11 protein-coding genes are annotated in these 12,409 nt (G+C 63.4%); 9 read left to right on the top strand and 2 right to left on the bottom strand.

The window, feature by feature from the left end:
* Positions 1–176: 176 nt before the first annotated feature.
* The 8 genes from CH295_RS04830 to CH295_RS04795 are packed head-to-tail and all read left to right on the top strand — an operon-like array spanning position 177 to position 9,248.
* The gene (locus tag CH295_RS04830; protein WP_032367170.1) at positions 177–578 is read left to right on the top strand and encodes an SCP2 sterol-binding domain-containing protein; all 402 of its coding nucleotides are present in this window, start codon (positions 177–179) and stop codon (positions 576–578) included.
* Between the two features lie 17 nt (positions 579–595).
* Positions 596–2,143 (top strand): acyl-CoA synthetase, encoded by a 1,548-nt coding sequence (locus tag CH295_RS04825; RefSeq protein WP_094739941.1) that lies wholly within the window; start codon positions 596–598, stop codon positions 2,141–2,143.
* Positions 2,140–3,399: a cytochrome P450 gene (locus tag CH295_RS04820; protein ID WP_032367169.1), complete on the top strand. Its 1,260-nt coding sequence runs from the start codon at positions 2,140–2,142 to the stop codon at positions 3,397–3,399. Before CH295_RS04825 ends, CH295_RS04820 begins: the two co-directional genes overlap by 4 nt.
* A 19-nt stretch (positions 3,400–3,418) precedes the next feature.
* On the top strand, positions 3,419–4,210 hold the full coding sequence (locus CH295_RS04815) for a coniferyl-alcohol dehydrogenase (protein ID WP_094739940.1): 792 nt from the start codon (positions 3,419–3,421) through the stop codon (positions 4,208–4,210).
* Between the two features lie 6 nt (positions 4,211–4,216).
* Positions 4,217–5,611 (top strand): aldehyde dehydrogenase family protein, encoded by a 1,395-nt coding sequence (locus CH295_RS04810; protein ID WP_094739939.1) that lies wholly within the window; start codon positions 4,217–4,219, stop codon positions 5,609–5,611.
* Between the two features lie 54 nt (positions 5,612–5,665).
* Positions 5,666–6,673, top strand: coding sequence for an ABC transporter ATP-binding protein (locus tag CH295_RS04805; protein ID WP_037194373.1), 1,008 nt, complete (start codon positions 5,666–5,668; stop codon positions 6,671–6,673).
* 1 nt (position 6,674) lies between these two features.
* Positions 6,675–8,012 carry an FAD-dependent oxidoreductase gene (locus tag CH295_RS04800; RefSeq protein WP_094739938.1) on the top strand — a complete coding sequence of 446 codons (1,338 nt, stop codon included), beginning with the start codon at positions 6,675–6,677 and terminating at the stop codon, positions 8,010–8,012.
* A gap of 57 nt (positions 8,013–8,069) precedes the next feature.
* On the top strand, positions 8,070–9,248 hold the full coding sequence (locus CH295_RS04795) for an acyl-CoA dehydrogenase family protein (protein WP_094739937.1): 1,179 nt from the start codon (positions 8,070–8,072) through the stop codon (positions 9,246–9,248).
* 59 nt (positions 9,249–9,307) lie between these two features.
* Here CH295_RS04795 and CH295_RS04790 read toward each other — a convergent pair whose 3' ends face one another.
* Positions 9,308–9,772 carry a VOC family protein gene (locus tag CH295_RS04790; protein ID WP_037194682.1) on the bottom strand — a complete coding sequence of 155 codons (465 nt, stop codon included), beginning with the start codon at positions 9,770–9,772 and terminating at the stop codon, positions 9,308–9,310.
* 105 nt (positions 9,773–9,877) lie between these two features.
* Between CH295_RS04790 and CH295_RS04785 the strand changes: the two genes are divergently transcribed.
* A complete protein-coding gene (locus tag CH295_RS04785; protein WP_094739936.1) occupies positions 9,878–10,849 on the top strand; it encodes a helix-turn-helix transcriptional regulator in 972 nt (323 codons plus the stop codon).
* Positions 10,850–10,865: 16 nt separating this feature from the next.
* Here CH295_RS04785 and CH295_RS04780 read toward each other — a convergent pair whose 3' ends face one another.
* The gene (locus CH295_RS04780; RefSeq protein WP_094739935.1) at positions 10,866–12,371 is read right to left on the bottom strand and encodes a protein adenylyltransferase SelO; all 1,506 of its coding nucleotides are present in this window, start codon (positions 12,369–12,371) and stop codon (positions 10,866–10,868) included.
* Between the last annotated feature and the right edge of the window lie 38 nt (positions 12,372–12,409).

Genomic DNA, 12,409 nt, shown 5'->3' with positions numbered 1-12,409 from the left:
GCCGGAACCTCGGCCGTCCGAGGCTTGCGTAATTCCGTAAGTCGAGTTATGTTCGTGTGACGCACCGCACAGGTGCGCCAAGGTGTGAGGGTTTCCGACTCGCTTGTCCAGAATCTGTTTCTAATCGAACAAAGATTAAAAGAGATGATTCTGGCGGTCTACCAGGAGGTTTAGCAGTGAGCTTCACAGACTCGAACGAGGTCAAGAAGTATCTCGGAGGAATCTTCGAGGCCGCGTTCGCAGACGCGGAGATCGGTCCCAAGCTGAGGGACACCGGCATCGTGCTCAAGACGATCTACACCGATCCGGAGTCGATCCTGGTCATCGACACCACGACCGGAGAGGTCACGGGCGGCGACGAATCGTCCGCCTCGACCGCGACCATGCGGATGTCCGCAGACACCGGCAACGCGTACTGGCAGGGGAAGGTCAACCTGCCGCTGGCCATGGCCAAGAGCAAGATCAAGGTCGAGGGCAACGTCGCGTCCCTGCTGAAGTTGGCACCGCTGGGCAAGAAGTTGTATCCGAGCTACGTCGCGGCCCTTCAGGCCGACGGCCGCGACGACCTGCTGGTCTGAAGGGGCTGAGAACAGACATGTATCCCGGCATCCATGCCAAGTCCAACCCGGACAAGCCGGCGGTCATCCTCGCAGGCAGCGGGCAGACCGTCACCTACGGCGAACTCGACCGGCGTTCGACCGTCCTCGCCTCCGCTATGCATCGCCTCGGTCTTCGGAAGGGTGACGGCATCGCGATCCTTGCCGACAACGCCGCAGAAGTATTCGAGATCTACTGGGCTGGAATGCAATCCGGATTCTACATCACGCCGGTCAACAAGAATCTCGCAGCCGACGAGGTGGCGTACATCGTCACCGATTGTGATGCCAAGGTGCTGTTCGTATCCGGTGCTCTCTCCGGATTGGGCGCAGACGTTCGCGCACTGTTGCCGACGCTGACGCACGCCTACGCATTCGGTGACGCGATCGAGGGTTACGAGTCCTACTCGGACCTGCTGAGCGAGGGCGGCATTCCGCTCGTCGATCGTCCGCGCGGCGCAGACATGATGTACTCCTCCGGCACCACCGGTCGGCCCAAGGGCATCCGCTCGGCGATGCTTCCGATCCAGGTGGATCAGCCGGGCGACCCGATCGTGGGACTGCTGGGCCACATGTTCAAGGTCGGCCCCGACGACGTGTACCTGCAACCGGCACCGATCTACCACGCAGCTCCGCTGAAGTGGTCCGGTGCCGTCCACGCGCTCGGCGGCACGGTCGTGATGATGGAGAAATTCGATGCGGAGGGCGCGCTCGCGGCCATCGAGAAGTACGGCGCAACGATCGCGCAATTCGTTCCCACGATGTTCGTTCGCATGTTGCAGCTCCCCGAGGACGTGCGGACGCGCTACGACCATTCCAGTCTTCGGCTGGCCGTTCACGCCGCGGCACCGTGTCCACCCGAAGTGAAGCAAGCGATGATCGATTGGTGGGGCCCGGTGCTGTTCGAGTACTACGGATCCACCGAGCAGAACGGCATGACGTTCGTGTCCTCGGCCGAGTGGCTGCGCAAGCCCGGATCGGTCGGTAAGGCGGTCGTCGGAGACCTCCACATCTGCGACGAGGAAGGCAACGAGTCGAATCCGGGTGACATCGGAACGGTCTATTTCGCGCGCGAGACCATGCCGTTCGTCTATCACAAGGACGAGAAGAAGACCGACGAAGCACGCCACCCGCATCATCCGACGTGGACGAGCGTCGGCGACCTCGGATACGTCGACGACGACGGTTACCTGTTCCTCACGGATCGAAAGTCGTTCGTGATCATCTCCGGCGGGGTCAACATCTACCCGCAGGAGATCGAGAACGTACTGGCCATGCACGACAAGATCTTCGATATCGCGGTCATCGGGGTGCCGGATGCGGAGATGGGCCAGTCGGTCAAGGCCGTCGTTCAACTCAAGCCGGGCGTCGAGCCGTCGGACGAGTTGGGGCAGGAGATCATCGAGTACGTGCGCGCCCGCATCGCTCGATTCAAGGCACCACGTTCGGTCGATTTCGTCGACGAACTGCCTCGGACACCCACCGGCAAATTGGTCAAGCGTCAATTGGAAAAGTCCTACCAGGTGCAAGGAGCGGTGTCGTCATGACGTCTGTCGTCGAAAGTCCTCGTAGGTCGTACGATCCGCTGTCCGTCTCGCACCTCGGTTTCTGGGCGTCGACTGCCGACGAACGCGAGAAGACGTTCTCGGTGCTCCGTCGGGAACGACCGATCAGCTGGCACCCTCCGCTCGAGGGTGGCCTCATGCCGCCGGAGAACGACGGTGTGTGGGTGTGTACCTCACACGAGTTGATTGCCGAGGTCAGCAAGCATCCGGAGCTGTTCTGCTCTGGACAGGGCTTCCAGTTCGAGGAAGTCCCGGACGACATCCTGGAGGCAGCTGGGTCGTTCCTCGGGATGGACTCGCCGCGCCACGGCGCTCTGCGCAAACTGGTCAGCGCAGCGTTCACCCCGAAGCAGGTCTCGAAGATCCACGATCAGATCAAGCGTCAGGCCGCCAGCATCGTCGACGACGTTCTGCAGACACCGTCGGGAGACTTCGTCACGCAGGTGTCCAAGCGTCTGCCGATGTGGACCATCTACGAAATGATGGGTCTCGACGACGAAGACAAACGCAACGAGGCTGCACACCATGCCGACGGAATGGTCTCGTGGGCGGACGAGGACGTCGCTGCCGGAAGAGAACCGGGTGAGGTACTCAACGACGCCCTCGTCAGTCTGTTGATGTTGGGAATGGACCTCGCCGCCGAGCGTCGGGCGCACCCGCGCAGCGACCTGATGACCAACCTGGTCAACGCCGAGGTCGATGGCAAGAAGTTGACGGACGAAGAGATCGGATCGTTCTTCGTGTTGTTGTCGGTCGCAGGAAACGACACGACGCGCAATACGATCAGCCTCACTCAGCGCGCATTGCAACTGAATCCGGACCAGCGAGACTTCCTGCTCGGAGATTTCGACGGCCGAATCGGCACTGCGATCGAGGAATTCGTTCGCTACAACTCTCCGGTCATGACATTCCGGCGTACCGCCACCCAGGACACCGTGCTCGGTGGAGAGAACATTCGGGCAGGGGACTGGGTCGCGATGATCTACTCGTCGGGCAATCGAGACGAGAAGGTCTTCGATCGTCCGGACCTGTTCGATCTGTCGCGAAACCCCAACCCGCACCAAGGGTTCGGCGGTGGTGGCCCGCACTTCTGCATGGGAAATTTCGTGGCGAAGATGCAACTGCGCGAGATCTTCGATCAGCTGCTGCATCGCGCTCCCGGCCTCACCGTCGGCGAACCGACGTATTTGGCCGGCAACTTCGTCCACGCAGTGAAATCACTGCCGTACTCCCTCTAGCTTTTCGGAAGGTCAAGACATGTCAGAATTCGCGGGAAAGCGCTACGTCGTCACCGGTGCCGCATCAGGGATCGGCCATTGCGTGACCGAGAAGCTTCTTGCCGAAGGTGCCGAGGTGTTCAGCCTCGATCGCAACACCCCGACCGCAGCGGTCACCGGGCACATCGAGGTGGATCTGGCGAATCCATCCAGCATCGATGCGGCCATCGAACAGCTCGACGGTACCTTCGACGCGCTGCTCAGCGTGGCCGGCGTCCCCGGAACCGCGCCTGCCGACACGGTTTTCGCGGTCAACTCGCTCGCGGTCCGGCACCTCACGGAATCGTTCCTCGATCGGCTGGGCGAGCAGGGCAACGTGGTCGTGGTCTCGTCCACGGCGGGCTTCGGTTGGCCACAGCGTCTCGAGACCATTCGTGAGGTTCTCGCCACCGACACCTTCGAGGAGGGTGCACAGTGGTTCAAGAGCAATCCGCAGCAGGGCAATGCCTACAACTGGTCGAAGGAAGTCACCACGGTCTACGTCATGTCCATGGGACTGGCATTGCACGAGATGGGATTTCGTATCAACGCCGTCCTGCCGGGCCCGGTGAACACGCCGATCCTGAAGGACTTCCGCGAGACCATGGGTGACGACACGATCGACGGACTCGAAACGATGCTCGGCAGGCACGCGAACCCGGAGGACATTGCGGATGTCGTTCTGTTCCTCGCCTCCGACTCCGCGAGGTGGGTCAACGGCGAGACGATCACGGTCGACGGCGGAACCGGTGGCGCGGTTCTGTCCGGCTCGGTGCCGGTACCGGAGTTCTGAGCCGACATGACAACGACAGAGACCCGCGAAATGTCCTCGCCTGCACTGGAACGACGTGTGCAGGCGTTGCGGGCAGTACATGCATCGGGCCGGACACGGCCGATCGAATGGCGACTGAAGCAGCTCGAGGGCATCGTTCGCCTCGTCACCGAACGGGAGGCCGATGTCGCCGCGGCGTTGGCGAAGGACCTGGGTCGCAGTCCCGTCGAAACCTGGCTCGGCGACCTGACGTCGACCAAGGGTGAGGCCGAGTACGCGATCAAGCACCTACGCCGATGGATGAAGCCCGAGCGAGTTCGTTTGCCGCTGAATCAACTTCCGGGCTCGGCGTGGGTTCAGGACGAGCCGCTCGGAGTCGTTCTCGTCATCGGACCGTGGAACTACCCGGTCTACCTCACGCTGGGACCGCTGATCGCGGCGGTTGCCGCAGGCAACTGCGCCGTGGTCAAGCCCTCCGAGCTTGCACCCGCAACCTCGGCGCTGTTGGCGACACTGTTGCCGCAGTACGTCGATCCCGACGCCGTCATCGTCGTCGAGGGCGACGGAGCGACAACTCAGGAATTGCTCGCGCTCGGATTCGACCACGCGTTGTTCACCGGTGGCACCGAGGTCGGCCGCAAGATCATGGCAGCCGCGGCACCGACTTTGACGCCGGTCACTCTCGAGCTCGGAGGGAAGAGTCCGGCCATCGTGACCGCCGATGCGGATCTCGACGTGGTCGCACGGCGGATCGCGTGGGTCAAGCTGCTCAACTCCGGGCAGACGTGTATTTCACCCGACTACGTTCTGGTCGACGAGAAGGTGCGCGACCGATTGGTCGAGAAGTTGGTTGCGACCGTGGCACAGTTCAGGTCCGATCAGGTCGGTGGCCAGCGCATCGTCAACAAACGACAGTTCGACAGACTTGCCGGGTACATCGCGGAAACGAAGGGCAGAATCGTAACGGGCGGTGGCGTCGACGAGGGTGCTCTGACAATCGAGCCGACCATCATCGTCGATCCCGATGTGGCGGAACCGGCGATGTCGGACGAGATCTTCGGTCCGATTCTTCCGGTTGTCGGCTACCGTACGACCGAGGATGCGATCGCATTCGTCAACCGGAGACCGAAGCCGTTGGGGCTGTACATCTTCAGCTCGTCGAAGAAGGCCGCCCGAGACATGACCGACAGAATTCCCGCGGGCGGAGTCGTCATCAATCACGTTGCGCTGCATTGCCTCGTGGCCGCGCTCCCGTTCGGCGGTGTCGGTGCCAGCGGTATGGGTGCGTACCACGGTGAATGGGGTTTCCATACCTTGAGTCACCGCAAGTCCGTGCTGTCGAAGACCCTCAAGCCGGACATTCGAGTCATCTATCCGCCCTACACCGAGCGGGCCAAGAAGATCATGCGAAGGATTTTCTGACGCTCGAAATGCAAGTGGTACAGACGGTTTCACTGGACAACGAAGGAGCACTGGATGGGCGTCGAGGTCTCGGTGAGTGGACTCACCAAATCGTTCGGTTCGCAGAGCATCTGGAAAGACGTGTCTCTGACATTGCCGGCGGGTGAGGTGAGTGCACTGCTGGGGCCCTCGGGCACAGGTAAATCGGTGTTCTTGAAATCGTTGATCGGACTGCTACGCCCCGAAGAGGGTTCGATCGTCGTCGACGGCACCGACATCATGCAGTGTTCCTCGCGGGAGCTCTACGAGATTCGAAAGCTGTTCGGCGTGCTGTTCCAGGACGGCGCATTGTTCGGCTCGATGAACCTGTTCGACAACGTCGCCTTTCCGCTGCGCGAGCACACCAAGAAGTCCGAGTCCGACATCCGCGCGATCGTGATGGAGAAGCTCGAACTGACGGGTCTGCTCGGTGCGGAGGACAAGCTGCCCGGTGAGATCTCGGGCGGCATGCGCAAGCGGGCCGGATTGGCGAGAGCGCTCGTTCTCGACCCGAAGATCATTCTGGTCGACGAGCCCGATTCGGGGCTCGATCCGGTCCGCACCACCTACATCAGTCAGTTGCTACTCAACATCAATGCCCAGATCGATGCGACCACGCTGATCGTCACGCACAACATCAATCTCGCTCGAACGGTGCCGGACAACATCGGCATGTTGTTCCGCAAGGAGTTGGTGATGTTCGGGCCTCGAGAGGTGCTCTTGACGTCGGACGAGCCCGCGGTCAAGCAGTTCCTCAACGGAACGATGATGGGTCCGATCGGAATGAGCGAGGAGAAGGACTCTTCGCAGATGCGCGAGGAGATCGCACTGATGGAGGCCGGTCATCACCTCGGCGGCGTCGACGACATCGAGGGGATCATGCCGCAGATGGAGCCGACGCCGGGAATGCCGCGCAGACAGGCGGTCGATCGACGCAGGGAACGAGTACGGCTCATCGTCGACACCCTCCCGGCCGATGCCAGGGCGGCGGTCATGCGCAGTCTCGACGAGGACACACAGGAATTCGGGATGGTGAGGGGCTGAGATGCGCGTTGCCGTCATCGGTGCGGGTGTCGCGGGCGCTGCCGCCGCCAGAATCCTGAAGCGCGAAGGGCACGAGCCCGTCGTACTGGAAGCGGCCGACGGAATCGGTGGCCGGGTGCGGACCGTCGAGCACAACGGCTTCGAAATCGATTCCGGGGCCATCTTCGTCATGGGTTCGTACGCACGGACCCGCGCCGTCCTGCGGGAGCAGGGGCGAATGTCGATGATGCGGAGATGGCATGCGCGAACCGCAGTGCTGGACGGCGCAGGTCGCAAACACCGAGTGCGGCTCGATCGTCCATGGACCTTGTTGAGGTTGCCGCAACTCACCATCGGCGATCGTCTGCGCGCCGTACGACAGATCGGACGCTTGGCATTGGGCCGCGACCAGGGGCCGTTCGATATCGACGACCTTGCCGCGGCCGACGACGGCCGCACACTGGACAGATGGTCACGGGATTCGCTCGGTGATCGAACGTTCGAGTACGTCGTGCGACCCTTGATGGACCCGTTGACCGGAGCCGATCCGAGGAAGATCTCGGCCGGATTCGTCAAAACCCTGCTGACTCAGGTGCATCGGACCCAGTTGACCGTTCCCGATGGAGGCCTCGGACGCATTGCCGAGTGGCTGCTCGACGGCGTCGACGATGTACGGATCGGTACGCCCGCACTCTCGCTCGAACGCCACACCGACGGGATCACCGTGCTCACTGCGGACGGTCCGGTCCACGCAGACGCAGCCGTACTCGCCACCGATGTTCGAACCGCCGCGGCCCTGCTCGACGGGGTCGTCGATTCCGCCATCACCGATGCCCTGTCCGCCGTGGTTCCGGTGACGGCCCATCACGTCGTGTTCGGATATCACCGGGATCCGTGGCCGGATGTGCCCTACGACCTCGTCGTGCACGGCGCGCCGGGAGTGCACCACAACTACGGGGTTCTGCTGAACGGCAGACGCGCTCCACGATCGGTGCCGACGGGTGCTCAAACGGCCAGCGTGTGGCTCGACGCGGCTCAGACGGACGGCCTGTCGGAGGTCGAGGTGGTCGCCAGAGCCCGTCTGGCAGTGGCCATGGCATTCTCGGATGCCGAGCCCGATTTCACGCGCATCTTCCCGATGGATGTGGCGCTGATCGCTCCGGTTCCCGGGCACTACGCCGCAATGCGGACCGCCAGGGATTCGATGCCCGCGAACCTCCGACTCGCGGGCGACTTCCTCACCCACTCGGGCATCGAGGCGGCGCTGCTGGCAGGAGAGCGGGCCGCGAAGGACCTGCTCGGTGCCGGAGCCGACAACGTCCGGCAACTCCGCCGACGTGAGGAAATACGCCCCGCCTAGCAGGAAGTGCGTTCCACGTAGTGGACGCAGGAGCTCGCCCTCCTCGATAGTGGTCCTATGGACACGCTGAATCCCGATGTACCGGATGACGTCTTCGCGGACGTGTTGAAGCAGATCTCGCAGTTCGTGCGATCGCGTGTTGTGCCTCGCGAGCTCGAGATCATGAACACCGATTCGATTCCCGAGGATCTGCGGAAGCAGGCCGCGGAGATGGGACTGTTCGGCTACGCGCTTCCGCAGGAGTGGGGTGGGCTGGGCCTGAACCTGATTCAGGACGTCGAGTTCGCGATGGAGCTCGGGTACACCTCGTTGTCGCTGCGATCGATGTTCGGCACCAACAACGGGATCGCCGGGCAGGTGCTCGTGGGGTTCGGTACCGAGGAGCAGAAAGCGACGTGGTTGCCGGGCATGGCATCGGGCGACATCGTGGCGTCCTTTGCGTTGACCGAGGACGGGGCCGGGTCGAATCCGGCGGGCTTGAAGACGACGGCGACGGTCGACGGCACCGGGTGGGTCATCAACGGCAGCAAGCGATACATCACCAATGCGCCGATTGCGAATATGTTCGTCGTGTTTGCCAAGTTGGATCCGAAACCGCAGAGTGGCAACGGTATCGCGGTATTCCTGGTCCCTGCCGACACCGCCGGGATCGACGTGGGCGTCAAGGACGCGAAGATGGGGCAGCAGGGCTCCGGCACGGCCGATGTGAACTTCGCCGACGTACGGGTCGAGGCCGACGCACTGGTCGGCGGCAATGGCGACATCGGCTACAAGGCGGCGATGACGTCGTTGGCGCGGGGGCGGGTGCATATCGCGGCGCTGGCCGTCGGTCAGGCGCAGCGTGCGTTGGACGAGTCGGTGTCCTATGCCGCGGCGTCCACTCAGGGCGGTGAGGCGATCGGTAACTTCCAGTTGGTGCAGGCGATGATCGCCGATCAGCAGGTCGGTGTGATGGCGGGACGGGCGATGGTGCGTGAGGCTGCGCGGGCATGGGTGCAGGAGACCGATCGACGTATCGCGCCGTCTGCGGTGAAGTTGTTCTGCACCGAGATGGTCGGCAGGGTCGCCGATCTGGCGGTCCAGATTCACGGCGGTGCCGGGTACATGCGGGAGGTTCCGGTCGAGCGCATCTACCGGGATGTACGGCTGCTTCGGTTGTACGAGGGCACGAGCGAAATTCAGCGGTTGATCGTCGGCGGTGGCTTGATCAGAGCGGAACGGAAGCGGACCTCGTGAGCATCGGAACGCACGAGTTGGGCTGCGACGAAAAGTAATTCACGTCGCAGCCCAACTCGTCATTCGGCGTGCGCGGGCGCCACGTCGAGGGACCAGGTCACACCGAACCGGTCGGTGACCATCCCGAATCCGGGGCTCCACGATGACGCGGCGAAAGGTTCGATGATCTTTCCCTCGGTGCAGAGAGCGTCCCAGTAGCCCTGTACCTCGTCGATGGTGTGGCCGCGGACCGAGACGAAGAAGGGCTGATCGGTGACGGTGGTGCCGTGTTCACGGTAGGTGTGGCCGGTGACCTCGGTCGAATCGGCGGTCCGGCCGGGAATGTCGTAGGCCATGATCCGAAAGCCGTCCTGGTTCTCCACCTGACCGAAAACGACCTTGTCGGCCCCAGGAAGGTCCTTGGGCATCCCGAAATCGCCGTAGGTCGAGATTGCCGTCTGTCCACCGAATACCGACGCATAGAACTCCAGGGCCGCTCGGGCGTCACCGCGAAAGTTCAAGTGGGTGGTGGTGAGGATGCTCATCGTGTACTCCTGCTGCCGTCGACGTGCGGGGGCGTTCCCCGGTGATTCGACTGTGGCAGTCATGTAGGTCAGTTTCTGTCCTCCACTTCGCCTACGATCGGAAAGATGACGGCGACCACCTCCCGACTGCTGACCCTGTTGTCGTTGCTGCAGACCACTCGGGACTGGCCGGGCAGCGTGCTCGCCGAGCGCTTGGAGGTCAGCCCACGCACGGTTCGACGCGACGTCGACCGCCTCCGCGAGCTGGGATACAACATCGCTGCGTCGATGGGTCCCGAGGGCGGCTACCGCCTCGACGCGGGAAACCAGTTGCCGCCGTTGCTCTTCGATGACGACCAGGTGGTAGCGCTCACGGTGGCGCTGCGGTCGGTCGGCGCGGCATTGGAAGAACCGGCAGTGCGCGCCCTGTCCACGGTCCGGCAGGTGCTGCCTTCCCGGCTGAGGCATCGCGTGGATGCACTCCAATTCACGTCGATCACTCATCCACCGGGCGGTACCGATCCGGCCCCGGTGTCGACGGACGTACTCGTTGCGTTGTCTGCCGCGGTGCGGTCTCGCGTAGTGCTCAGATTCGATTACGGGGGCCGGAGCGACGCCGAGGCGCGACCGCCCCGCACAGTGGAACCGCACCACCTCGTCACCTCGCTGGGACGGTGGTATCTGGTCGCGTGGAGTCGCGATCGCGCCGATTGGCGCGTCTTTCGTGCCGATCGCATCACCTTACGAACGCCCGACGGCCCACGGTTCGAGCCGCGACCGATCCCGGGCGGCGATGCGGCGGAATTCGTCTCGGCCAGGTTCAAGGGCTCCGATTCGGTGAACCGATGGCCGTGCGTCGGTACCGTGATTCTGCACCGACCGGCCCGTGAGGTTCTGCCGTTCGCCGGCGAGAGTGTCGTCGAGGATCTGGGGCCCGACCGATGTGGTCTGACGGGCGGGTCGTGGTCGTGGATAGCTCTCGCGGCAACTCTGAACCATTTCGACGCCGATGTCGACGTGGTCGGCCCTGCGGAGTTGAGAGACGCTTTTGCAGTACTCGCACAACGGAACTCGGCCTCGGCAGGCGTGTTGAAGTAGTGGTCGACGATCTGATTCAGGTACCGCAGAATGTCTGAAATCCCGCACTGAAGTTCTCGGGCGCAGGCAGGGCGTAGTCCGACCGGTCCTCGCGTCGGTCGAACGGTGACGTGACGACGTCGAGCAGACGCTCGAACGGCTCGAGATCGCCCGCTGTGGCGGATCCGAGTGCGGCGTCCACCAGATGGTTACGAGGAATGTACGCCGGGTTCACGCGGTCCATGGCGTCGGCGATCGACGAGAAGTCCTGTCCCCGTGCCGAAACCGCAGTACGCCAACGATTCAGCCACGTCGAGGACGCGTCCGGCGGAACGAGGGAGTCGAACGGTGACGAGTGCCCGCGCAGGTTGTCCGCGAGCGCGCGGAAGGCCAGGGTCCAGTCGACGCGGTGGTCCGTGAGCACCCGGTGCAGGTCGTCGACCAACTCCGCGTCGACGACCCCGTCTCCCAGTCCGAGTTTGGCGGACATCGCGGCCGCGTAGTGCCGGCGGTAGCGTTCCCCGAACGTGTCCAGGACCGCTGTGAGAGCTGTGATTGCGGTATCGGGCGTCGAATCGACCAGTGGCAGTAGTGTTTCGCCGAATCTGGCCAGATTCCAGCCGAGCACTGCGGGTTGATTGCCGTAGGCGTAGCGTCCACCGTGGTCGATGGAGCTGAACACCGTAGCCGGATCGTAGGCGTCCAGGAAAGCGCACGGCCCGTAGTCGATGGTCTCGCCGGAGATGGTCGTGTTGTCGGTGTTCATGACACCGTGTACGAATCCTACCGACATCCATTGCGCGACAAGCGATGCTTGGGCTTCGACGACGGCCTCGAAGAATGCGAGGTAGCGATCCTCGGCAGGCAGCTCGACGAGTGCGGGGTAGTGGCGGGCGATGGCATGGTCGGCGAGGGGCTGTGTGAGCCCCTCACGCCGGGCAGCGAACTCGAACGTGCCCACCCGCAGATGGCTGGACGCGACCCTGGCGAGTACCGCTCCGGGTTGCGGACCTCCTTCTCGCACCACCTGTTCCCCGGTGGTGACCACCGCGAGTGATCGGGTGGTGGGGATGTGCAGAGCATGCATTGCTTCGCTGATCAGGTACTCGCGCAGCATGGCTGCGACCACAGCCCGTCCGTCACCACCACGAGAGAACGGCGTTGCTCCGGACCCCTTGAGATGCAGATCGACTCGACGCCCCTGATCGTCGCGAAGCTCGCCGAGCAGCAGTGCTCGGCCGTCGCCGAGCAGTGGTTGGAAGCTGCCGAACTGATGACCCGCGTACGCCATCGCCACGGTGGCGGTCTCGGCCGGAGGAATGGATCCGGACAGCACGCCTGCCCCCTCGGCGGTGGCCAAGGACACCGGGTCGAGCGCGAGTGACCGGGCCAGGCCGTCGTTGAGAATCAGCACGCGAGGGTCAGGTGCGTGGGCGCCCTGCCACGGCAGCGTGACGCCGGGAACCTCGTCGGCCAACGTCGACTCGAACCCGAATGCGGGCAGGCTCGTGGTCGACACTTCAGGCCTGATGGATTCGCTCATGGTTCAGGGGTACCACGAATCGTGGCACCCAATCCCCG

The organism is Rhodococcus sp. 14-2483-1-2 (assembly GCF_002259405.1).
In the GTDB taxonomy this organism is placed as follows: Bacteria; Actinomycetota; Actinomycetes; order Mycobacteriales; family Mycobacteriaceae; genus Rhodococcoides.
Note: the sequence above shows the minus strand (reverse complement) of the source record. Positions and strands in the feature narration are given on the sequence as shown.

What these genes read in the sequence shown, in the direction of transcription:
- CH295_RS04825 (WP_094739941.1), top strand. Translation starts at nt 596, where the DNA reads ATGTATCCCGGCATCCATGCCAAGTCCAACCCGGACAAGCCGGCGGTC.
- CH295_RS04820 (WP_032367169.1), top strand. Translation starts at nt 2,140, where the DNA reads ATGACGTCTGTCGTCGAAAGTCCTCGTAGGTCGTACGATCCGCTGTCC.
- CH295_RS04815 (WP_094739940.1), top strand. Translation starts at nt 3,419, where the DNA reads ATGTCAGAATTCGCGGGAAAGCGCTACGTCGTCACCGGTGCCGCATCA.
- CH295_RS04810 (WP_094739939.1), top strand. Translation starts at nt 4,217, where the DNA reads ATGACAACGACAGAGACCCGCGAAATGTCCTCGCCTGCACTGGAACGA.
- CH295_RS04805 (WP_037194373.1), top strand. Translation starts at nt 5,666, where the DNA reads ATGGGCGTCGAGGTCTCGGTGAGTGGACTCACCAAATCGTTCGGTTCG.
- CH295_RS04800 (WP_094739938.1), top strand. Translation starts at nt 6,675, where the DNA reads ATGCGCGTTGCCGTCATCGGTGCGGGTGTCGCGGGCGCTGCCGCCGCC.
- CH295_RS04795 (WP_094739937.1), top strand. Translation starts at nt 8,070, where the DNA reads ATGGACACGCTGAATCCCGATGTACCGGATGACGTCTTCGCGGACGTG.
- CH295_RS04790 (WP_037194682.1), bottom strand. Translation starts at nt 9,772, where the DNA reads ATGAGCATCCTCACCACCACCCACTTGAACTTTCGCGGTGACGCCCGA.
- CH295_RS04785 (WP_094739936.1), top strand. Translation starts at nt 9,878, where the DNA reads ATGACGGCGACCACCTCCCGACTGCTGACCCTGTTGTCGTTGCTGCAG.
- CH295_RS04780 (WP_094739935.1), bottom strand. Translation starts at nt 12,371, where the DNA reads ATGAGCGAATCCATCAGGCCTGAAGTGTCGACCACGAGCCTGCCCGCA.